We start from the raw sequence: 21859 nt of genomic DNA on the forward strand, positions 1-21859 counted from the left end.
ACAAATTGAGACAAACGGGCGCCGCTAGTCATTTCATCTCGATCTGTAACATCTAGGATCAAAAATGGCTGCTAGATGTTACAGATCGAGATGGAAGTGCGCCTGGGCAGCGGCGGGCTGACATCTCAGTACCCTATCCATCAATCACTCAGAAAATCTTATACATAGAGACTTAGATTTATGTATAAGATCGCGCAAAGCTGGCAACAATACTTCTCGAACAACGTGAAGCCGCCCCGTAGGGCGGCCGCCCCAAGAGAGGTGATTCCATGAGAATCGATAAGCTAGCAATGACGTCGCGCGAGGCGCTGCAGACCGCCATGAGCACGGCTGCCGACGCGCAGGCCGGCGCGGTGGAGCCGATTCACCTGCTGTCCGCCCTGCTCGGTGCCGGCGAGCGCAATATCTCCGTGATCATCGAGCGCATCGGCGCCGACCCGGCCCAGCTCGCACGCTCCACGCAGGATGCCATCGACCGCGCGCCCAAGGTTTCGGGCGAGGGCCAGCAGATGGGCCTTTCCAATGAGCTCGTCCGTGTCATCGAGAAGGCCGAGAAGAAGGCCACCAAGATGGGTGACAGCTTTGTGGTGACCGAGCATCTGCTGATGGCGCTTGCCGAGGACAAGGGCGAGGCTGGTCGTGTACTGCGCGACGCCGGCGTCACCAAGGAGCGTATCGAGCAGGTCTACGAGGAGCTGCGTGGCGATGACCGCGTGACGTCTGCCGAGGACAAGACTCAGTTTGAGGCGTTGGAGCAGTACGGTCGCAACATCTGCGATCTGGCCCGCGCCGGCAAGCTCGACCCGGTCATCGGCCGTACCGACGAGATCCGCCGTACCATTCAGGTCCTGTCCCGCCGCACCAAGAACAACCCCGTGCTCATCGGCGAGCCGGGCGTCGGTAAGACGGCCATCGTCGAGGGCATTGCCCAGCGTATCGTGGCCGGCGACGTGCCGAGTACCCTGCGCGATCGCGACCTCATCGAGCTCGACATGAGCGCGCTGGTCGCCGGCGCCAAGTACCGCGGCGAGTTCGAGGACCGCTTGAAGGCCGTGCTCAAGGAAGTACAAAAGTCCGAGGGCAAGGTCATCCTGTTCATCGATGAGCTCCACACCATCGTGGGCGCGGGTGCCACCGAGGGCTCCATGGACGCCGGCAACATCCTGAAGCCGGCGCTTGCCCGTGGCGACCTGCACGCGATCGGAGCGACTACGCTCGACGAGTACCGCAAGTACATCGAGAAGGACGCGGCACTCGCCCGTCGTTTCCAGACGGTGATGGTGAGCGAGCCCACCGTCGAGGACACCATCTCCATCCTGCGTGGCCTTAAGGAGAAGTACGAGATCTTCCACGGCGTGCATATCACCGATAGTGCGCTCGTGGCAGCTGCCGACCTCTCCGATCGCTATATCGCCGACCGCTTCCTGCCCGACAAGGCCATCGACCTGGTCGATGAGGCGGCAAGCCGCTTGCGCATGGAGCTCGACAGCATGCCGGTCGAGATCGACGCCACCACGCGTCAGCTCACCCAGCTGCAGATCGAGGAACAGGCGCTCATGAAGGAGACCGACGACGCCTCCAAGGAGCGTCTGGAGGCCCTGCGCCAAGAGATCGCTGAGGTCCAAGAAAAGCTCAACGTGCAAAAGGCCGGCTGGCTCAACCAAAAGAACGCCATCGACCACGTACAGGAGCTTAAGGGCCAGCTTGACGAGGCCAAGAGCGAAGAGGAGCGCGCGACGCGTAATGGCGATCTGGGCCGTGCGTCCGAGCTGCGCTACTCCGTGATTCCGGGCCTGCAGCAGCAGATTCAGGATTCCGAGGCTGCGCTCGAGGCACAAAAGCAGCAGGACGGCGAGGGCCTCAACGAGCAGGTGACCTCCGATGAGATCGCCGAGGTCGTGAGCGCCTGGACCGGCGTGCCCGTGTCCAAGATGATGCAGGGCGAGCTCGACAAGCTGAAGGGCCTGGAGGGCGAGCTGCATAAGCGTGTCATCGGCCAGGACGAGGCCGTGTCCGCTGTGGCCGCGGCCGTGCGCCGCAGCCGTGCGGGCCTCTCCGACCCGGACAAGCCCATCGGCAGCTTCTTCTTCCTGGGCCCCACCGGCGTAGGCAAGACCGAGCTCGCCAAGGCGCTTGCCGAGTGCCTGTTCGACGACGAGCGCGCGCTCGTGCGTATCGACATGTCCGAGTACATGGAGAAGTTCAGCGTCCAGCGTCTGATCGGTGCGCCCCCGGGATACGTGGGTTACGACGAGGGCGGCCAGCTCACCGAGGCCGTGCGCCGTCGTCCGTACTCCGTAATCTTGCTCGACGAGATGGAGAAGGCCCATCCGGATGTCTTTAACGTGCTGCTGCAGGTGCTCGACGACGGCCGCCTGACCGACGGCCAGGGTCGTCAGGTGTCCTTCAAGAACACGATCATCATCATGACGTCTAACGTGGGCTCCAAGGCTATCGCCGAGCTTTCCGGTAAGGACGAGGAGGAGATGCGCCATCAGGTCGACGCGGCCATGGCTCAGACCTTCCGCCCCGAGTTCCTCAACCGTATCGACGATATCGTGGTGTTCCATCCGCTCGGCATGGCGCAGATTGAGAAGATCGTCGATATCCAGCTCGCCGATGTCCGCGCACGCCTGGCCAAGGAGCGCATGACGCTTGCCATCACCCCGGCGGCCAAGCAGATGCTCGCCGTGGGCGGCCTGGACCCGGTCTTTGGCGCTCGTCCGCTCAAGCGTCTGGTCCAGCGCGAGGTCGTGGATGCCATCGCGGCCGCTATCATCGACGGCACGGTGCGCGAGGGCGATCAGGTGACGGTCGATGTCGACAAGGACGGTGCTTTTACCGTCGTGTGCGATAACACGCCGTCTGCCACCTACGAGGTGCCCGACGCCGAGTAGATTTTTGGGGCCGGCTTTAAACCGCCCCTCATCGCAAAACGCCAAGGGCGGCGGATCCAATCGGGTCCGCCGCCCTTTTTCGTGCGACAATCGATGGTGTTGAACGTGAGTACATGGCAAGGAGCTATGCAGATGACAGACAAGAACAAGACGAACACGCCGGCGACCGATGCCGCACCCGCCGCACCTAAGCCTGCGCCTAAACCGGCGCCCAAGCCGCGCGACCCCTATATCCGCGCCGAGAACGAGGACGATGACGGCTACGATCCCTACAGCGATCGCCGCCCCGAGCGCGAGCCGCTGTTCGAAGCCGACCCGTGGCGCTGAGTGCCACCCAAAAGGCCACTAATTAGTTGCGGTGAAATAGGGACTGTTTTGCGGTTTGACCAGCAAAAACAGTCCCTATTTCACCGCAACTGCGTTAGGGATGTGGGTGTTGGGCGGCTGTCTTCGGCCGGCTAGTCCTGGGCCTTGATGCTCGGCAGGAGAATCTGGGCGAGGTAGTCGGTCTCGAGTTTGGTCGCGGCGTCTGCCTTGCCGTCTTTGCCGACCAGTACGTTCTTGACCTGGCTATAGGTGTAGCGGTTACCGGTCGTGAGCTCGACAAGCTCAATGGCCGTGTCCATGGGGTAGGTTGACACGGGATTCTGCGTCCGTCCGTTGATGGTCTGGGGCACCACGTACGGATAGACGGGGCCGCTGGCGTAGACGGTATAACCGTTGCCTAGATTGGCCGCACCCAAAACCGTATCGCCCTCATCGGGCGTAAAGCTCTCGCCCTCGCGCACCGCGACGAGCGTCACAATCGGCGTATCGCTGTCGCCGGCAAGATAGATGCATAGCGTGCTGCCATTTTGCCAAGTCTCGACCTTGCCGTACCACTCGACGGGGATATCGAGCTGGTAGAGGTCGGTTGCCTTGTGGCGGGCGTCGGCATCACGGGCCGCCTGTGCCTTTTGCGCGCTCACGGCATTGACGGCGGCGTCGCGCCGCGCGGTTGCCGCCTGCTGGAGCACCTTGGCGGTGGCGGCGGAGCTCGCGCCTCCCTCCTCGGCATATTTGGCGGCGGCATCGATCTGGTCGTCGGTTACCGTGTCGGCCGAAGGCACCTTGAGCTTAAAGGCGGCCTGGGCACTTAAATCCTGTCCATCGCTCTTAACGGTGACCTGCGCCTTGGTGGTCGGGACGGTATAGATGGTGCCGTCGGCCGCGATGGGGGAGGCAGCGATGGAGAGCGTGTAATCGCCGGGCAGCAGTTTGATGCCACGGCCGTGCTCGTCAACATAGAGCGTTTCGCTCACGGAGGAGCCATCAGCGTCCTGACCGCTCACCTGTACGGGAATCCTGGAGCCGGTGGAACAGTCGAGGCCCGCGGCGTGCACGCCAATCTGCACCGACATCATCGTGTGTGCACTGGCGGCGACAGCGGCAGCCTGCTCTTGTTGATATCCGTTCCAGGCTGCGTAGCCTGCGCCGCCGGCGACGAGCGCGACGGCCACGACACCGGCAACCATCAGGTTGCAGCGCTTGGGCGACATCTTGCGATGGCGAACCTCGGCTTCGCGTGCCGAGGGAACGGACGGCAGGGGAATATCGCCCATGGCGATGGTCTCGTCCACGGCAGGTGCAGAGCCTAAGCCAGGGAGCTCGCGGGTCAGCGAATCTTCGGCCGGTAAGCTGTCGAGCAAGATGGTTTCCTCGCTCGTGTCGGATTCGGGCTGATTGCCGGCCTCGCTTTCGGTGTCTTCGTGACCTGCCTCATCTTCGGCAGGCTCAACGTCGTCTGCATCCTGATCATCGGGCTGTGCCTCGATTTCTGGCTTATCCTGCACATCAACGCCCGAATCGTCAAACGCAATCTCATCGAGTGAAATCCGGTCTAAGCTCTCCAAGGCCTCAGCGCAAGCTTCTGCATCTTGGGCCGCATCCTCTTGGCCCATCGTCTCATCTTTCATATATCCCCCAAGCTCAATATCGGGACAACAATGTACCCAAAAACGGGACCCCCTAGAGCCGCCACATGATTTGAAATCCGATTTTATATTTGCGCGTGTTTTTGAATAGAGGCGCAACAACAAAAAGCCCCCGGAAAGCGGACAAATCGCTTTCCGGGGGCATGCAATACGTTGCATTGCGCGGAGTCGGCCAGGCGGCTTCACATTCAAGCGGCGTTCGCGCTGGGCATGTTACTCGGCGTGAGCGTAATCCACCTTGGCGCGGCGGGCGGTAGCCTTCTCCCAGTCGCTGGTGCCCTCAAAGACATCCTGCTTGTAGGGGTTGCGGCCGAGCTTCTTGGCGCGGTAGGCGACATAGATGATCGCGGCGATGTTGGCGACCAGCGCGGCGATCGAGACCGCGGTGGCGGCGGCGGGGTCGAGCGTGGAGTGGGTCACAAAGATGGACTCCTCCTGGAAGTACGGGAACACCTGGGCAAACATGCACCAAATGGCCAGCGTAAAGGCGCGGTTCTGGATCCAGCCGCCCTTGTTCCAGATAAAGGCGGCGACGGTGGGCGCCAGCAGCAGCGCAAAGCCGCAGAACCAGGAGTGGGTGGGCAGGCAGTTGTAGGTGTAGCAGAAGTTCCAGATGTCGTAGGCGATGATGTAGACCCAGGTCATGTCGGGCCACAGCATGTCGGTCTTGTCCTCGGAGGCGTAGACGCTCCACCAACCGGTCATGCAGAAGATGTTGATGATACCGGCGATGCCGTTGAACACGTTGTTCCAGCCGGCCAGCTGCGTAGCACCTTCGGAGGTGACCCAGGTGGACTCGCCCAGGACAAAGAAGTGATAGGCGCTCTCAAAGTCGGATACGACGGCGATCATGATGTTGATGGCGACGATCACAAACGGCCACGCGCGGAACCAATGCGCCTTGCCGATCTTGCCCCACTGGTACTTAATGGCAATGAAGCCCCAGCAACCGGCCAGCGCCGCGTATACCTTGGCGTAGTGGAACCAGCTGTTCTGGTACACATGGGTGGGGTTGGTGAGCGCCCACTCGGCACCCTGCGAAACGCCGATGGCGATGGCGACGCAGTAGATGGTCATGGCCAGCGGAGCCACGCCAAAGATGATTGCCGCGCCGAGCTTAGTGCGGCGGCCGACCTCGTTGAGCACGATGAGGCCAATAAAGACCATGGCCCAGCCGGCCCAGTGGATAAGGGTATCGCTACCCCAAACATCGAACAGCATGCTGCTCTCCTTTCACACGCCCGCGGCCCCTCTTCTGATCGCGGGCAGTTTGGCCAAATGTCGTCAGTTCTGGGGCTTGCGCTCCGGATACTTGGCGGTATAGCCCTCGATGTGGAGTGTCGAGGCGATGATTTCCTTGACCGTCTCGTCGGGCACATCGGGGTGCGTGCGGATATACATCAACAACCCCATGATGAGGGTGTAGAACGTCTCGTAGACATGGTCGATGCGTAGCTCATGATGGGCGACAAAATCCACCACGGTGGTGTCGCAGATATACTGCGCCACGCGTTGGACCACGTTGTGCAAAAAGCCGCCGTAGAGCGCGCCGCTGCTGGAGGTCAGGGTGCTCGGCAGTTCGTGGCCGCTGGCGACCAGGCGCTTAAAGAGCGGGGCGACGGTGTCGAGCGCCCCCTCGATGTCGCCAACCGTGCGGCTGGCATTCCACTGCTCGAGCTCGGTAATGAAGCCGTCGATTGCCTCGTCCATGACAGCGGTGACGGCGGCGTCCATATCGGCAAAGTAGTGGTAGAACAATGAACGCGTGCAGCCGGCTCGCTTGGTCACAGCCGATACCGATAGGTGGGACACGCCCAGCTCGGAGCTTACGGTGCGCACGGCATCGAGAATCTCGCGACGGCGTTCGTCGCCCGTCAAGCGCTTTGCCGCGCTATCGGATGCGGGGACGGCATCGACCGCAGAGGTACCTGCTGCGTTGTTGCCCATGTTTTGCCGCCTTTCATCCTCTTTTGCCGGACCGTTCGCCTAACAGTCTTGAATATTGTTGACGGTTCGTCAATACTATTTTTGACACAATGTCAACAATGGCGGGTGAACGGCATGGGGGCATGCCCGGCCTGCAAAAAAAGAGGGGCGCTGCGGTCTCGTCGGGCTGCGGCAAGAGAAGGGACAACCATGATTCTCAACGGACCGGGGATTAGTTACACCGAGCCCGATATCGGCGCGGAGTTTGTGCCGCCGCTGCCGGAGCATCCGCGCGAGGCCATCGTCAAGCTGTGCGAGCACTGCACCAACCGTCTGCTGCATCGCGACGAGCTGCTGGGCTACGAGTACTGGTCGTTTGCCGAGGCCGCAACCGATGAGCAGGCCGAAGTGCTCTGCAAGATGAAGATGCGTCGTCCCTATACGCTGCCCGAGATGGTCAAGCTCACCGGCATGCCCGAGGCCGATATCGAGAAGATGCTCGACGACATGAGCTACACGGGTCTGCTCGAGTACAACTGGGAAAACCCCGAGCGCGCCAAGCAGTGGGTGCTGCCCATGCTGGTGCCGGGTTCCGCCGAGTTCCTCAACATGCGCGTGAGCCAGCTCGAGGAGCATCCGGTCTATGCCAAGTTCTTTGAGCAGGCGTCCAAGGGGCCGCTGTCCCGCGCCACGCCGATGGTGCCGCCCGGAGGCGCCGGTATCGGCATGCACGTCATTCCGGTCGAGAAGGCCATCGACGCCGCAAGCACCTCGGTGCCGATCGAGCATATCGAACATTGGCTCGACAAATACGAGGGTAAGTATGCCGCCAGCACCTGCAGCTGCCGCGCGAGCCGTCGCGTGATGGGTGAGGGCTGCGCCGACGACCCGGCCGATTGGTGCATCGCCGTGGGCGATATGGCCGACTACGTGGTCGAGACCGATCGTGGCCACTATGTGACGCGCGACGAGGTTTACGACATCTTGCGCCAGGCCGAGGACAACGGCTTTGTGCACCAGATCACCAACATTGACGGCGAGAACAAGATCTTCGCCATCTGCAACTGCAACGTCAACGTGTGCTACGCCCTGCGCACCTCGCAGCTGTTCAACACGCCCAACTTGTCGCGCTCGGCCTATGTCGCCAAGGTCGAGAAGGACAAGTGCGTGGCCTGCGGTCGCTGCGTTGAGGTGTGCCCGGCCGGCGCCGCCAAGCTGGGCCAGAAGCTCTGCAGCAAAAAGGCCGGCGGACAGGTGCCCGAGTATCCGCGCCAGGAGTTGCCCGATGCCACCAAGTGGGACCACACCAAGTGGTCGCCCAACTACCGCAACGACAACCGCATCGAGACGCATGAGTCCGGCACCGCTCCCTGCAAGACGGCCTGCCCCGCGCACGTTGCCGTTCAGGGCTATTTGAAGCTCGCGGCTCAGGGTCGCTATGACGAGGCCCTAGCGCTCATTAAGCGCGAGAACCCGCTGCCCGCTATCTGCGGCCGTGTGTGCAACCGCCGCTGCGAGGACGCCTGCACCCGTGGTCGCGTGGACGAGGCCGTGGCCATCGACGAGGTCAAGAAGTTTATCGCCCAACGCGATCTGGACGCCGCGACTCGCTATGTCCCGCCCGTGGTGACGCCGACGCGTGCCGGCGGCTTCGACCAGAAGGTCGCCATCATCGGTGCCGGTCCGGCTGGCCTGTCCTGCGCTTTCTACCTGGCCGAGAAGGGCTACAAGCCCGTCGTGTTCGAGAAAAATGAACGCCCGGGCGGCATGCTCACCTACGGCATTCCCAGCTTTAAGCTGCAGAAGGATGTTATCGAGGCCGAGGTCGAGGTTATTCGCCTGATGGGTGCCGAGTTCCGCTATGGCGTGGAAGTCGGTCGCGACGTGACGCTCGACGAGCTGCGCGCGCAGGGCTTTAAGGCCTTCTACGTTGCCATTGGCTGCCAGGGCGGCCGCCTTGCCGGCATTCCGGGCGAGGATGCCGAGGACGTGACCGTGGCCGTCGACTTCCTTCGCGAGGTTAACAGCGGCAAGATCGATACCCTGTCCGGCCGCACCATTGTGGTGGGCGGCGGCAACGTGGCCATCGACGTTGCCCGCAACGCCTGCCGTCTGGGCTCTGAGCACGTTGAGATGTTCTGCCTGGAGAGCGAGGCCCAGATGCCTGCCAGCGAGGAGGAGCGTCGCGAGGCCATCGAGGACGGTGCGCACATCAGCTGCGGTTGGGGCCCCAAGGAGGTCCATCTGGACGAGGCCGGCCGTGTGTGCGGCATTACCTTTAAGCGCTGCACGCGCGTCTACGATGACGAGGGCCGTTTTGCGCCCGAGTACGACGAGAACGATCTGCGTCGTGTCGATGCCGACCGTGTCGTCATGTCGATTGGCCAGTCCATTGTGTGGGGCGACCTGCTGGCTGGCTCCAAGGTGGAGCTTGGCCGCGGTCAGGGTGCCCTTGCCGATCCTCAGACCTACCAGACCGCCGAGCCAGACATCTTTGTGGGCGGCGACGTCTACACCGGTCCGAGTTTTGCCATCGATGCCATCGCCGCCGGCCACGAGGCCGCCGTGTCCATCCATCGCTTTGTGCAGCCGGGGTCCACGCTCACCATCGGCCGCAACCAGCGCCGCTACACCGCGCTCGACCGCGACGATGTCGTGATCGAGCGCTACGACAACGCGAGCCGCGAGGTTGCCCACGTGGACCGCGAGCGCGAGAAGGCCGCGCCGTTTAGCGAGTACGTCGAGACCTTTACCGAAGAGCAGGTGCGCGCCGAGACCGCCCGTTGCCTGGGCTGCGGTGCCTCGATCGTCGACCCCAACAAGTGCATCGGCTGCGGCCTGTGCACCACCAAGTGCGCGTTTGACGCCATCCATCTGGATCGCGACCGCCCCGAGTGCTCCACGATGGTCAAATACGAGCAAAAGCTCCCCAGCCTGGGCAAGTACGCACTCAAGCGTGCCATCAAGATCAAATTCGGTCATTAGGTTCCGCCGTTCTAACGAACGGCGGCACTGCCGACGCTGCGCGGCGCCCAGACACCCCATCTTGCCCCTCAACTTCGGCGCCGCGGGCAAAAGCCCAGCGGACGCCTTGTTTCGGGGCAACCTGGGGCACCTGGATCGCCGCTCGCTGACGTTTGGCTGACATCGCATCAACCATTGTTGAAAGGTATTCGCCTTGCATGAATTGGGAATCGTCTATCACATCATTCGCGATGTCGAGAATGTGGCTCGCGCCAATGGCGTGCGTCGCGTTTCGAGCGTGACGTTGCTGCTGGGCGAGGTCTCGGGCGTCGTTCCCGACTTGCTGCTCGACGCTTGGCGCTGGGCAGCAGATAAAAAGCCTATCACCGAGGGCTCGGAGCTTATCGTGGAGCCCGTTGAGGCCGTGACACATTGCGAGGCGTGCGGCCGCGACTACGCGACGGTCGAGCATGGCAAGACCTGCCCTTATTGCGGCAGCGGCGAGACATACCTGCTGCAGGGCCAGGAGGTCATGATCAAGCAGATCGAGACCCCCGACGAGAACCCGGCAGGCGCTGCCCCCGACGGCCTCTCCGACGCCCCCGATGCCGTCGACGCCGCCAACCCCCTCCACATCGCCTAGCCCCTAGTCGTTGGGGATGTCCCCAATGACTACTTGCGCTAGAGCATAAGTCACGCTAATAGTCAAGGTATGTCTGTTTAAACAAAATAGCGGCAGTACAAGCGCATTCGCACTTGCTTAAAATCGGTATCAATGAACAGCATGCTTGTATCTGTAAAATACATGACTTGATGAGCGACGCTTTAGTGGGAAATGAGTCGAAAAATAGCAACGTAATCAACTTGTAACAAACCTAGACGTTTAAACAAATAATCTAACCTTTTGCGGATTCAGCTATAATTCCACAATCCAAACAGGTATACTTCGTTCATGTCGTGTAGGAAATACGTAGACAAAAAGGAGGTTATGTGATGGTAAGTATTGTTCTTGCTAGCCATGGTGACTTGGCGGCTGGAATCAAGCAGACGGGCTCGATGGTCTTTGGCGATCAGCCGTCTGTAGCCGTGGTCTCGCTCGAGCCGAGCATGGGCCCCGACGACTTCCGTGCCAAGGTCGAGGAAGCAGTCGCTTCCTTCGAGGACCAGGAGCAGGTGCTCTTCCTCGTTGATCTGTGGGGCGGTACGCCGTTCAACCAGATCAGCGGGCTCATCGAGGGCCACGATTCCTGGGCTATCGTCACCGGTGTCAACCTGCCTATGCTCATCGAGGCATATTCGCAGCGCTTTGACGCAAAGAACACTGCACATGCGATCGCAAAACATCTCGTGACTGAGGCTAAGGCTGGCGTGCGCGTCAAGCCCGAGTCTCTGGAGCCCGAGGAGAAGAAGCCGGCTGCGGCCGCCGCTGCTCCTGCAGGCGCCATCCCTCCGGGAACGGTCATCGGCGACGGGCACATCAAGATCGCCCACGTCCGTATCGACACCCGTCTGCTTCATGGTCAGGTGGCCACCACGTGGACCAAGCAGATCAACCCCAACCGCATCATCGTGGTTTCCGACGGCGTTGCTCACGACGAGCTCCGCAAGACCATGATCGAGCAGGCTGCCCCTCCGGGAGTCCATGCCAACGTCGTGCCCATCAAGAAGATGGCCGAGGTCGTCAAGGACACGCGCTTTGGTGACACCAAGGCCATGCTGCTCTTCGAGAACCCGCAGGATCTGCTCAGGGCCATCGAGGCCGGCGTCGACATCAAGGAAGTCAACATCGGTTCTATGGCTCACTCCAAGGGTAAGGTCGTCGTCACCAACGCCGTCGCTATGGGCGATGACGACGTTAAGACTCTCGAGGCCCTCAAGGCCAAGGGCGTCAAGTTCGAGGTCCGCAAGGTTCCTTCGGATTCCTCCGAGGATCTCGACGCCATGTTGAAGAAAGCTAAGGCCGAACTGGCCGCTCAAGCATAGTAAAGGAGGGTCCGATACATGTCTGCAATCACTATTCTGCTTGTTGCGATTGTCGCGTTGCTTGCCGGTATGGAAGGCATTCTGGATGAGTTCCAGTTCCATCAGCCGCTCGTGGCATGCACGCTTATCGGTCTCGTAACCGGTCACCTTCAGGAGGGCATCCTCCTGGGCGGTTCGCTCCAGATGATGGCCCTTGGCTGGGCTAACGTCGGCGCCGCCGTCGCGCCTGACGCCGCTCTGGCCTCGGTCGCTTCTTCGATCATCATGGTGCTCGCCCTCAACGGCGGCGCCACCGATTCGGCCAAGGCCGTTACCGCCGCCATCGCCGTCGCCGTTCCGCTGTCGGTCGCTGGCCTGTTCCTGACCATGATCTGCCGTACCCTGGCAACCGCTATCGCTCACGCCATGGACGGTTGCGCCGAGAAGGGCGACTTCGCCGGCATCGAGCGCTGGCAGTATGCTGCCATCCTCATGCAGGGCCTTCGTATCGCCATCCCGGCAGTACTTCTGTGCATCATCCCGGCCGAGGCTGTTACCAACGCGCTTAACGCTATGCCCGACTGGCTGTCCGGCGGCATGGCTGTCGGCGGCGGCATGGTCGCTTCCGTCGGTTACGCCATGGTCATCAACATGATGGCCACCAAGGAGACCTGGCCGTTCTTCGTCCTCGGCTTTGTCCTTGCTGCCATCCCTCAGCTCACGCTGATCGCCCTTGGCCTCATCGGCATCTCCCTTGCCCTCATCTACCTTGGCCTTAAGGATCTGGCCAAGCAGGGTGGCGGCATGGGCGGTGGCTCCGGCGACCCGCTCGGCGACATTCTGAACGATTACGAGTAGGAGGGGAGTGATACATATGGCAGAGAACAAGATTCAGCTCACCAAGGCTGACCGCAAGAAGGTTTGCTTCCGTCATCAGTTCCTTCAGGGCTCGTGGAACTACGAGCGTATGCAGAACGGCGGCTGGTGCTTCGCAATGATCCCTGCGATCAAGAAGCTCTACACCAGCAAGGATGACCAGATTGCCGCTCTTAAGCGCCACCTGGAGTTCTATAACACCCACCCTTATGTTTCCGCCCCCGTCATTGGTGTTACCCTCGCTCTCGAGGAGGAGCGCGCCAACGGTGCTCCGATTGACGACGTCGCCATCCAGGGCGTCAAGGTCGGTATGATGGGCCCGCTCGCCGGCGTCGGCGACCCCGCCTTCTGGTTCACCCTTCGCCCGATTCTGGGCGCTCTGGGCGCTTCCCTGGCCCTGTCCGGCAGCATCGCCGGTCCGCTGCTGTTCTTCTTCGCGTGGAACATCATCCGTTACGCCTTCCTGTGGTACACGCAGGAGTTTGGCTACAAGGTCGGCTCCTCCATCGCCAAGGACCTCTCCGGCGGTCTGATGGGCAAGGTCACCGAGGGCGCTTCCATCCTGGGTATGTTCATCATCGGCGCCCTGGTCGAGCGCTGGGTGTCCATCTCCTTCACCCCGGTCGTCTCCAAGGTCACGCAGTCTGCTGGCGCCTTTATCGACTGGGCTAATCTGCCCTCCGGTTCTGAGGGTGTCAAGGAAGCACTGACGATGTATAACTCCATCGGTGCTAACGCCCTTGATCAGGTGAAGGTCACCACGCTTCAGGCTAACCTCGATCAGCTCATCCCCGGCCTTGCCGCCGTGTGCCTGACCCTGCTGGTCTGCAAGCTCCTCAAGAAGAAGGTCAGCCCGATCGTCATCATCCTGGCTCTCTTCGCCATCGGCATCATCGGTCGCGTCTGCGGCTTCATGTAAGCACGTTTCGGCTTAAGACCGAGAATTGCTATGCAAGGGCTTTTGAGCCATTGAAACGGACCGCACCCGGTGGGTACACTGGATGCGGTCCGATTGTTTTATTTGGAGGGCGAGGCGCGCATGGCGCAATCTCAGAACAGCACGGTCGATCTGGCAACGCCGGCAACCTGCCTGATGGGGCTTACCAGCCACGGTAACGTGATGGTGGGCAATAAGGCGTTCGAGTATTACAACGAGCGCAATCCCGAGGATTATATTCAAATCCCGTGGGACGAGGTCGACTATATCGCCGCCGAGGTTTTGCGCGGCACCAAGAAGATCACGCGTTTTGCCATCTTCACCAAGGACAACGGTCACTTTACGTTTTCGACGCGCGACGACAAAGAGACGTTGCGCGCGGTCCGCAAGTACGTCGACGAGGATAAGCTCGTGCGTTCGCCCGACTTTATCGATGTGACGGCCAAGGGCGCCAAGAGCATCCCCTCCGTTATCAAAAACCTCTTCCACAAAGGCAACTAGTCGTTGGGTAGTCGTCTGCGACGCTCTTAAACGACCAGTCATTAAAGAACGTCGCAGACGACTATCTCGAAGAGCGGCTATGCGCTGCATGGTAGTGGCGCAAATCTGCTACACTAGTACAACATGCCTCCGTAGCTCAGGGGATAGAGCACCGCTCTCCTAAAGCGGGTGTCGACGGTTCGAATCCGCCCGGGGGCACCAGAGATTTGCCGAGCCCGGTACCACCACGGTGCCGGGCTCTTCTGGTCTAAAGGCCGGATTCGGACCGTCGACACCCGCGTCACTTATTTCCCCGCGGGGGGGAGTTTTCGAATCCGCCCGGGGGCACCAGAGGAATATCGAGCCCGGTACCGCTACGGTGCCGGGCTCTTCTGGTTTAAGGCATGCCGTAGTATTCGCTGCTTCAGATAAAGAAAGCGCCCGCTTGCTGGGGGAGCAAGCGGGCGCCTGTGAGCGAATATGTTTGCGGCGAGAGCCGTAATGAGCGGTGGGGTGGCGACTAGTTGGTCGTACCGGAATCGTCGCCCGTGCCCGAGCCCGAACCCGAGCCCGAAAGTGCGACCGTCAGCGTAATCGTGCTGTCGGTGGACTGCTTGCCAGTGGGGGAGACGCCCGTAACGGTGGCATCCTCGTTACCGCTTACGGGATTGCCGTTCTGGTCGCAGAAGCCAATGTTATAGAAACCGGCGTTGTTGAGCGCGGTAACGGCGGCGGAAATGCTCTTGCCGTACAGGTTGCCCGGGACGGCGGCCTTGCCGGACTTCTTGGCAATGACGACGGTAATCGTGGCGCCGGGCTTCTGCTTGCCGCTGGGGTTCCAGCTGATCACGGTTCCCTCGGTAACTGAGTCGTTCTCCTGGTAGCTCACGTCGACGCCAAAGCCTGCCATATCGAGGGCGTTGCGCGCCTGGGCCTCGGTCATGTCGGTCAGGTCGGGGACGGACGTGGTATCCGGGCCGCCCGAGACCTTGTACGAGATGGTCGTGCCTTTCTCGACTTCCTTACCGGCTTCGGTGCCCTGCTCAAAGACCTGGCCCTCATCGGCCTCGTTGGCCTCCTCGGAGGCGTTGCCCTTCAGGCCAACGCTTGCCAGCGCGGCTTCTGCCTGGTCCTTGGTCAGGCCGACAAGCCGGGGAACCTCAACCTTCTCGGAGGGCTTGGGGCCCTTGGAGATTACCAGGTTCACCTTGGTGCCCTTGGCCTTCTTGGTGTTGCCGTTGGGCGTCTGCTCGGCGACCTTGCCCTCGTCGACATCGTCGTTGTAGCTTTGGTCGATGGTGCCGACTTCGAGGCCGGCTTCCTTGATCAGCTCGACGGCAGTCTGCTGGTCCTTGCCCAGCACATCGGGCACGGTGACCTGCTCGCCGCCAAAGAGTCCTGTGGCAAAGGCCACCACGATGCCGATGACGGCAACGGCTGCCACCACGGCGGCGATGATCTTGTTCTTGTTGGATTTGGGCTTTTCGACCTCGTAGGAGCCGGTGGAGCCCGAAACCGAGCTACGGGCGGTGTTCTGGCCGCTCACGCCCGAGACGGGACGCACCATGGCGCGCGTCTGATCGGAAAGCTCGCGAGTCTTGGTGGCGCCCAGCTCACCGGGGGCACCGATGATGCGTGTGGGCTCCGAGATGTTTACGGCACGGCCCGACAGGTAGCTGTTGAGCACCTGACGAAGCTCGTCGGCGGTCTGGAAGCGGTTTGCCGGGTCCTTCTCCATGCACTTGAGGATGATGCGCTCAAGGTCGGCGTCGACGCCGGAGTTGATCTGGCTCGGCGGAATAGGTAGCTCATTGACCTGCTTGAGTGCGACCGAGATGGCGTCATCACCGTCAAAGGGCACGCGGCCGGTGGCGCACTCATACATCACGACGCCCAGCGAGTAGATATCCGAGGTGGGGCCGAGGTCCTGACCACGGGTCTGCTCGGGGCTGACGTAGTGGGCGGTTCCCAGCACGTTGTTGTCTTGCGTGAGGTGGCTGTTCTTGGCGCGCGCGATGCCAAAGTCCATCACCTTGATGTTGCCGTCGGGCAGCACCATGATGTTCTGCGGCTTAATGTCGCGGTGGATGATCTCGTGCTTGTGGGCGACCGAAAGTGCAGAGCTGATCTGCGAGCCGATCTGGGCGACCTTCTTGGGGTCGAGGGCGCCGTGGCTCTTGATGCCGCTCTTAAGGTCGGTACCGCGCAGGTACTCCATGACGATGTAATAGGTGTCGCCGTCCTTGCCCCAATCGTAGACGCCCACGATATAGGGGGAGGAGAGACCGGCTGCTGCCTGGGCCTCCTGCTTAAAGCGTGCGGCGAAGGTTGCGTCGCCAGCATACTGCGGCAGCATGATCTTGACAGCAACCGTGCGGTCGAGGACCTGGTCCTGTGCACGGTAGACGGTCGCCATGCCGCCTGTCCCCACCTTATCCTTGAGGAGGTATCTTCCCCCGAGGACCCTCTGTTCCATTCCTGCTCCTAACATAACTATTCGCTCAACGATGTGTGTAGTACCTACGATGTGGCCGCTGGGGCCGTGTGGCGCGTTGCCGCTAACTCTTCGGCCGCGGCGCGCCTCGGGTGTCCGATTCGATCATGGGCATCACGCTCCCTGTGCGGCGAGCGCCGCGGTCAGGACGATGCCGGCGATCTTGGCCGCCTTGACGTCGTGTTTGTCGTAATCCTCCAAGGCCACCGAGATGGCGACCGTGGGTGAATCGTAAGGTGCAAAGCCAACGAACATCGAGTTGACGTTGGTGCCGCCGGTCTCGGCCGAGCCGGTCTTGCCGGCGACCTTGACGCCGGGGACCTGGGCATCGGTGCCGGTGCCGGACTGGACGACGGCAAGCATGGCCTGCTTGACCTGGTCGGCCGTGGCGGAGCTGACGGCCTGACCCAGCGAGCGGGACTGCGTGGTCTTGACCACGGTTCCGTCCGGGGCGAGTACCTGGGCTACAAAGTATGGGTCCATGACCACGCCACTGTTAGCGATGGCGGCGGCAATTACGGCGTTTTGCATGACGGTGGTCTGCGGGCCGGGCGTGTGGTCCATGCCGACAGGCTGGCCGGCGCCGGCCCAGGCGGTCTCCCACTCGGTCATGAGCGACGGGTCGGCCATGATGGAGGCCGCGGAGGTCAGGTCCTGGCCGAGCTTTTGGCCGTAGCCAAAGGCGTTGGCAAACTGCACGAGCGTGTTTGCGCCAACTTCGGTTGCCACCTGGCCAAAGACGACGTTGGAGGACACGGCAAAGGCCTGCTGCAGGCTGATGGTGCCGTAGCTCTCGTTGGCATAGTTGGTGACCGGTGCGTTGCCGATGTCCATGGAGCCGGGCGCCTGGTAGGTGCTGGTAAGGCTGGCGGTACCGGTCTCGAGTGCCGCGGAAAGCGTAACGACCTTAAACGTGGAGCCCGGCGTGTACAGCGCGTCCATGGCGCGATTGTACATAGAGCCGTCCTCGCCGCCGCCCGCCTGCAGCAGGGCGTCGATGTTGGTGTTGTCGTAGGTGGGCGAGCTGGCACATGCGAGCACCGCGCCGGTACGCGGGTCGATGACCACTACAGCGCCCTTAAAGCCCTTGAGCGCCTGCTCGGCCGCCGTCTGGATACGCGAGTCAATGGTGAGCTTGGCGGTGTTGCCCGGCTGGGTCTGGCCCGCGAGCGACGCGATGGCGTTGTTCCAGCTGGAGTAATCCTTAGAGCCGGTGAGCGTGTCGTTCATGACGCTCTCGATGGCAGTGGTGCCATACTGCTGGCTCACGTAGCCAACCACGTGCGCTGCCAGGTTACCGTTGGGGTAGGAGCGTACGTAGGTGCCGTCCTCCTGCTGCAGCGACTCGGCCAGCGTCACGCCATCGGACGTGATGATGGAACCGCGCTGGATGTACTTGGAGCGGGCGATGGTGTGGTTGTTGGTCGGCATGTCCTGATAGTCCTTGGCCTTGATGACCTGGACATAGGTGAGGTTGCCGATAAGGATGGCGAACAGCGCCGTAAAGGCGAGCACCGCACGGGTTAGACGGTTGGCGAGCGCAACGCGGCCGAGCACACCGGATTCAGGCGTGTCGAGCAGGCGACGGCGCATGCGCGAGCCGACGGAATGGCTGCCGCTGCCGTAGGAAGACGAGGTGGCAAAGCGCGTGCCCGTCGGGGCGGCGGCAGATGCGACCTGATCATCGGTGATGGCGGCCATGGTGCCGGTGCCGGTAAGCTCGGCCTCGCGTCCGGTCGCCTCGTCACCGGCGCGCAGCAGGAGCGCGACGATGATAAAGCTCGCCAGCAGAGAGGAGCCGCCCTGGCTCATAAAGGGCAGGGTGACGCCGGTCAGCGGGATCAGGCGGGTTACGCCGCCAACGATCAAGAAGGCCTGGAAGCTGATGGCGGCCGTAAGGCCCGTGGCGCTAAAGGCAGCGAGGTCGGATTTAGCGCGGGCAGCCGTGGTGAGGCCACGCACGGCAAAGAGCATAAACAGGATGAGCACGGCGCCGCCGCCCAAAAGGCCCATCTCCTCGCCGATAGCCGAGAAGATAAAGTCGGACTCGACGACAGGGATGTTGTTGGCCATACCGTTGCCGATGCCAACACCGACCAGGCCGCCATCGGCAAGCGAGAAGAGCGACTGGACGATCTGGTAGCCCTGGCCCTGGGCGTCCTTAAACGGATCGACCCAAACCTGGAAACGCACCTGAACGTGCGATAGGAACTTGTAGGCGCCCACGGCTCCGACGGCTAAGAGCGCAAGGCCGATAACGACATACGAAAAGCGCCCCGTGGCAACGTAGAGCATCAGCAAGAAGATGGTGTAGAACAGCACGGCCGAACCCAGATCGCGTTCGAAGACGACGACGAGCAGGCACACACCCCACACGGCAAACAGCGGCAGCAGCAGTCGCAGGCGAGGGATCTTAAAGCCCAGGATCTTGCGGTTGGAGATGGAGAGCAGCTCGCGGTTCTCGGCCAGGTACCCGGCCAGGAACAGCACGATAAAGACCTTGGCGAACTCGCCGGGCTGGATGGTAAAGCCCGCGATGCGAATCCACAGCTTGGAGCCCGAGATCGTGGTGCCGATAAAGATGGGCAGCATCAGCAGGATGATGCCAATAATGCCAAAGGTGTACTTGTAGCGCATGACCACGTCGAGGTTTTTGACCAGTGCGAGCGTTCCCACCATCAGGGCCACCGAGACAAACAGGATGATGAGCTGTGAGATGGCGAGAGCGGGGGCGAGACGCGTCACGAACGTGATGCCGATGCCCGAAAGCACAAAGACAATGGGCAGGATGGCGGGGTCGGCACCGGGCGCCAAGATGCGCACGGCAATGTGGGCCGCGGCAAAGGCGGCAAAGAGGCCGATCGGTACGGCGAGCGTCTCAAAGGAGATGGCAGCGCCCGCGGTGAGGACGTACATCGCATACAGCAGGATGACGGGGAACGCCGAGGCGATGAGCAAGAGCAGCTCGGTGTTGCGGCGACTCATAAGCGGCACTCCCTTTCTAGTTCTTATCGGAGGCTTCGGCCTCGGCGGACTGTTCGGCGGTTTTCTCGGAATCTGATTCGGAGGTCGATCCCTGATTGGTGTTGTCGCGAATCGTTTGCGCGTCGATCACCTGGCGGGTCTGTTCCTCGTCGATCTGGTGGCGGTACTTGGATATCGTGTCTTGCGCATCGTCGACACTTGTTTGCGGAATGCCCGCCTTGAGGCGGTTTTGCGTGTCTTCGGGCAGGTCGGACAGCTTAATGCTGGTTTCGCTTTCGAGCCAGTGGAGCTTGAGTCCGAGCGGCTTGCCGGGCAGGCCGCGCCAGACGGCGACATTGCCCTGGTAGGTACCCAGGTAGTACGAGCCGGTGACACCCGTGTAGGCCCAGATGCCAGCTGCCAGCACAAAGACGAGGGCCAGGATGGCGGCGATAGTAATGTTGCGGCGACGCACGCGTTGCGCTTCGCGCATAACGCCATCGTCAACCAGGTCAACGACTACTACGGTCACGTTGTCGTGGCCGCCGGCGGCAAGCGCCGCGTCCACTAGGTTGTCGACGCAGATTTGCGCGGTTGAGGACTGCGTGGCGATGTTCTCGATATCGCTATCGGGAATCATGCTCGAAAGGCCGTCGGAGCACAGGATCAGGCGGTCGCCTTCCTCGATATGCAGAGTGAAGTGGTCGGCATACATGGCGGGGTCCGAACCCAGCGCACGGGTGATGACCGAACGGTTGGGGTGGACGCGAGCCTCGTCTGCCGTAATCTCGCCGGCGTCCACGAGCTCCTCCACGTAGGAGTGGTCGCGGGTCACGCGGATGAGCGTGCCCTCGTGGAGCAGGTAGGCGCGAGAGTCACCCACGTGGGCGATGGCGAGCGTGTCGTTTTCGATATAGGCGCAAGTGGCTGTGCAGCCCATGCCGGGCTTGCCCAGGCCGTTCAGGGCCGCCTCGATTACGGCGGCGTTGGCTGCCTCGACGGCTGCGGCCAGGCGTGCTGCGTCGGCGGACTGCGGGGCCGTCTTGGCAATAGTCTCGACGGCGATGGAAGAGGCTACCTCGCCGGCGGCGTGACCGCCCATGCCGTCGCATACGCAAAAGAGCGGCGACTGCACCAGGTAGGAATCCTCATTGTGCGGGCGTACGCAGCCAACGTCGGAGCGGGCGCCCCACATGAGTTGCGTGGTGGTGCCGGCATCATAGGTCGAGTCGGTCTCGATGCGCTCCTCGGTCAGGGGCTCAAAGCTCATGGTCGAGCCGGGGTCTTTGAGCTTGGCCTCAACGGCGGCAACGTCGATCTCGGCTGTGTCACCGGGAGAGACGGTGTCGGTCTCGGCGTTTGATTCGGAATCGCCGGTGTCCGGGGAGCCGGGCTCCTCGGACACGCGGGCGGTCGACTCGTCGTCTTGCGGGCTGACGTCTATAGGCTCGGGCGTCGCAAAGTGCGACGGCGCGGGCATGCTTTGCGACTGGGCGGCGGGCTCGGTCACGGCATCGGACTCGCTTGCGGGCGCAGGCTGCGGGGTCTTGGGTGCAGGGCCGTCCTCGGGGGATGGCCCCGCTTCGGGCGCCGGCGTAGACACGGGCGCAACTTCGGATGCCGGAGCTATGGGAAACGCCGGCGCGGCGGGCTCGGGTGCCGCAAACACCGCAGCGCTCTCGTTGATTGCCGCGGCGACGGGCTCTGCAAAGTGAGCTGGCGCCGAGGTTGCTTCGGGCGCTGTGGGCTGTTCCGCAGCATGTGCGCCGATGGGCGCCGCTACGGCATCCTCTTCGTCCTCGTTATCGGCGAGATCCGAAATATCATGCGTTACATGCGAAAGAGGCAGGGAGAACACGGTGTCCTCGGGTTCCACGGGTGCGGAGCCCGCCGGAGCGGCGTGGGCCGGCGCAGCTGTGGCGGCAGCCGGTGCCTCGGTCATAGTCGCGGACTTGTTCTCCTCGTCGATCATCGACGGTTCACCTTCATGACCACATCGCCGATCTGGACTTCGTCGCCCTCGCGCAGCGTTGCGGGCTCCACAAGCTGGCGGCCGTTGACGAGCGTGCCGTTAAGCGAGTTGAGGTCCTCGATGATGAGCGCCGGGCCCTGCAGCGAAAAGCGCGCATGCGAGGCCGAGACGAATGGTTCGTTGATGCAGATGTCCGAAGATGGCGAGCGACCGACGATGACGGGGCCGAGCATATCTACGTGGATGCCGCGGATACCGCGCGGACCCTTGTCCACATCGATCGTCCAGATAGCCGAGTCGCGGCGCTGTCCGCGCACAAGCCCCACGCCGGTCTTCATGACGGCGAACAGGAAGATATAGAGCAGGGCGACCAGGACGATGCGGCCTGCAAAAAGGACGATATCGATGTTCATA

Annotated in this window: 15 protein-coding genes and 1 tRNA gene; 9 read left to right on the forward strand and 7 right to left on the reverse strand. The window is 62.0% G+C overall.

Going from position 1 to position 21859, the window contains the following annotated elements:
• Positions 1-269: 269 nt before the first annotated feature.
• Both clpB and CSV91_RS08515 read left to right on the forward strand, forming a co-directional pair.
• Positions 270-2897 carry an ATP-dependent chaperone ClpB gene (gene clpB, locus CSV91_RS08510; RefSeq protein ID WP_099432532.1) on the forward strand — a complete coding sequence of 876 codons (2628 nt, stop codon included), beginning with the start codon at positions 270-272 and terminating at the stop codon, positions 2895-2897.
• Positions 2898-3029: 132 nt separating this feature from the next.
• Entirely contained in the window at positions 3030-3224 is a 195-nt protein-coding gene (locus CSV91_RS08515; protein ID WP_232049598.1) for a hypothetical protein, read from the forward strand.
• A 131-nt stretch (positions 3225-3355) separates the two neighbouring features.
• Here the strand turns inward: CSV91_RS08515 and CSV91_RS08520 are convergent, their stop codons facing one another.
• The 3 genes from CSV91_RS08520 to CSV91_RS08530 form a co-directional block, all read right to left on the reverse strand.
• Positions 3356-4852, reverse strand: a complete 1497-nt coding sequence (locus CSV91_RS08520) for a hypothetical protein (protein ID WP_147579403.1) — start codon at positions 4850-4852, stop codon at positions 3356-3358.
• A gap of 231 nt (positions 4853-5083) precedes the next feature.
• Positions 5084-6091 carry a DUF5692 family protein gene (locus CSV91_RS08525; RefSeq protein ID WP_099432535.1) on the reverse strand — a complete coding sequence of 336 codons (1008 nt, stop codon included), beginning with the start codon at positions 6089-6091 and terminating at the stop codon, positions 5084-5086.
• Between the two features lie 63 nt (positions 6092-6154).
• Positions 6155-6817 (reverse strand): TetR/AcrR family transcriptional regulator, encoded by a 663-nt coding sequence (locus CSV91_RS08530; protein WP_099432536.1) that lies wholly within the window; start codon positions 6815-6817, stop codon positions 6155-6157.
• A 189-nt stretch (positions 6818-7006) separates the two neighbouring features.
• Between CSV91_RS08530 and CSV91_RS08535 the strand changes: the two genes are divergently transcribed.
• The 7 genes from CSV91_RS08535 (at position 7007) to CSV91_RS08565 (ending at position 14237) form a co-directional block, all read left to right on the forward strand.
• Positions 7007-9781 carry an FAD-dependent oxidoreductase gene (locus CSV91_RS08535; protein ID WP_172622475.1) on the forward strand — a complete coding sequence of 925 codons (2775 nt, stop codon included), beginning with the start codon at positions 7007-7009 and terminating at the stop codon, positions 9779-9781.
• A 193-nt stretch (positions 9782-9974) separates the two neighbouring features.
• Positions 9975-10403 (forward strand): hydrogenase maturation nickel metallochaperone HypA/HybF, encoded by a 429-nt coding sequence (locus tag CSV91_RS08540; protein ID WP_099432537.1) that lies wholly within the window; start codon positions 9975-9977, stop codon positions 10401-10403.
• Positions 10404-10753: 350 nt separating this feature from the next.
• The gene (locus CSV91_RS08545) at positions 10754-11743 is read left to right on the forward strand and encodes a PTS sugar transporter subunit IIB (RefSeq protein ID WP_099432538.1); all 990 of its coding nucleotides are present in this window, start codon (positions 10754-10756) and stop codon (positions 11741-11743) included.
• An 18-nt stretch (positions 11744-11761) separates the two neighbouring features.
• Positions 11762-12580, forward strand: coding sequence for a PTS mannose/fructose/sorbose transporter subunit IIC (locus tag CSV91_RS08550; RefSeq protein ID WP_099432539.1), 819 nt, complete (start codon positions 11762-11764; stop codon positions 12578-12580).
• A 16-nt stretch (positions 12581-12596) separates the two neighbouring features.
• Positions 12597-13517, forward strand: coding sequence for a PTS system mannose/fructose/sorbose family transporter subunit IID (locus CSV91_RS08555; protein ID WP_022094170.1), 921 nt, complete (start codon positions 12597-12599; stop codon positions 13515-13517).
• A 120-nt stretch (positions 13518-13637) separates the two neighbouring features.
• Positions 13638-14036: a DUF956 family protein gene (locus tag CSV91_RS08560; protein WP_006235193.1), complete on the forward strand. Its 399-nt coding sequence runs from the start codon at positions 13638-13640 to the stop codon at positions 14034-14036.
• A gap of 125 nt (positions 14037-14161) precedes the next feature.
• Positions 14162-14237 (forward strand) — tRNA-Arg (locus CSV91_RS08565).
• Between the two features lie 298 nt (positions 14238-14535).
• Here the strand turns inward: CSV91_RS08565 and pknB are convergent.
• The 4 genes from pknB to CSV91_RS08585 all read right to left on the reverse strand — a co-directional run bounded on the left by pknB (position 14536) and on the right by CSV91_RS08585 (position 21858).
• Entirely contained in the window at positions 14536-16491 is a 1956-nt protein-coding gene (gene pknB / locus CSV91_RS08570; protein WP_099432540.1) for a Stk1 family PASTA domain-containing Ser/Thr kinase, read from the reverse strand.
• A 132-nt stretch (positions 16492-16623) separates the two neighbouring features.
• Positions 16624-19494: an FtsW/RodA/SpoVE family cell cycle protein gene (locus CSV91_RS08575; protein WP_099432541.1), complete on the reverse strand. Its 2871-nt coding sequence runs from the start codon at positions 19492-19494 to the stop codon at positions 16624-16626.
• A 16-nt stretch (positions 19495-19510) separates the two neighbouring features.
• A complete protein-coding gene (locus CSV91_RS08580; RefSeq protein WP_099432542.1) occupies positions 19511-21445 on the reverse strand; it encodes a Stp1/IreP family PP2C-type Ser/Thr phosphatase in 1935 nt (644 codons plus the stop codon).
• Positions 21442-21858 (reverse strand): FHA domain-containing protein, encoded by a 417-nt coding sequence (locus CSV91_RS08585; RefSeq protein ID WP_006235180.1) that lies wholly within the window; start codon positions 21856-21858, stop codon positions 21442-21444. Before CSV91_RS08585 ends, CSV91_RS08580 begins: the two co-directional genes overlap by 4 nt.
• Between the last annotated feature and the right edge of the window lies 1 nt (position 21859).

It is taken from the genome of Collinsella aerofaciens (genome assembly GCF_002736145.1).
GTDB classification, from domain to species: Bacteria; Actinomycetota; Coriobacteriia; order Coriobacteriales; family Coriobacteriaceae; genus Collinsella; species Collinsella aerofaciens_A.

Bases quoted from the DNA above. Each gene is read 5' to 3' on its own strand.
- CSV91_RS08555 (WP_022094170.1), top strand. From the start codon at position 12,597: ATGGCAGAGAACAAGATTCAGCTCACCAAGGCTGACCGCAAGAAGGTT.
- CSV91_RS08560 (WP_006235193.1), top strand. From the start codon at position 13,638: ATGGCGCAATCTCAGAACAGCACGGTCGATCTGGCAACGCCGGCAACC.
- pknB (WP_099432540.1), bottom strand. From the start codon at position 16,491: ATGGAACAGAGGGTCCTCGGGGGAAGATACCTCCTCAAGGATAAGGTG.
- CSV91_RS08520 (WP_147579403.1), bottom strand. From the start codon at position 4,852: ATGAAAGATGAGACGATGGGCCAAGAGGATGCGGCCCAAGATGCAGAA.
- CSV91_RS08550 (WP_099432539.1), top strand. From the start codon at position 11,762: ATGTCTGCAATCACTATTCTGCTTGTTGCGATTGTCGCGTTGCTTGCC.
- CSV91_RS08580 (WP_099432542.1), bottom strand. From the start codon at position 21,445: ATGATCGACGAGGAGAACAAGTCCGCGACTATGACCGAGGCACCGGCT.
- CSV91_RS08535 (WP_172622475.1), top strand. From the start codon at position 7,007: ATGATTCTCAACGGACCGGGGATTAGTTACACCGAGCCCGATATCGGC.
- CSV91_RS08525 (WP_099432535.1), bottom strand. From the start codon at position 6,091: ATGCTGTTCGATGTTTGGGGTAGCGATACCCTTATCCACTGGGCCGGC.
- CSV91_RS08545 (WP_099432538.1), top strand. From the start codon at position 10,754: ATGGTAAGTATTGTTCTTGCTAGCCATGGTGACTTGGCGGCTGGAATC.
- clpB (WP_099432532.1), top strand. From the start codon at position 270: ATGAGAATCGATAAGCTAGCAATGACGTCGCGCGAGGCGCTGCAGACC.
- CSV91_RS08515 (WP_232049598.1), top strand. From the start codon at position 3,030: ATGACAGACAAGAACAAGACGAACACGCCGGCGACCGATGCCGCACCC.
- CSV91_RS08575 (WP_099432541.1), bottom strand. From the start codon at position 19,494: ATGAGTCGCCGCAACACCGAGCTGCTCTTGCTCATCGCCTCGGCGTTC.
- CSV91_RS08530 (WP_099432536.1), bottom strand. From the start codon at position 6,817: ATGGGCAACAACGCAGCAGGTACCTCTGCGGTCGATGCCGTCCCCGCA.
- CSV91_RS08585 (WP_006235180.1), bottom strand. From the start codon at position 21,858: ATGAACATCGATATCGTCCTTTTTGCAGGCCGCATCGTCCTGGTCGCC.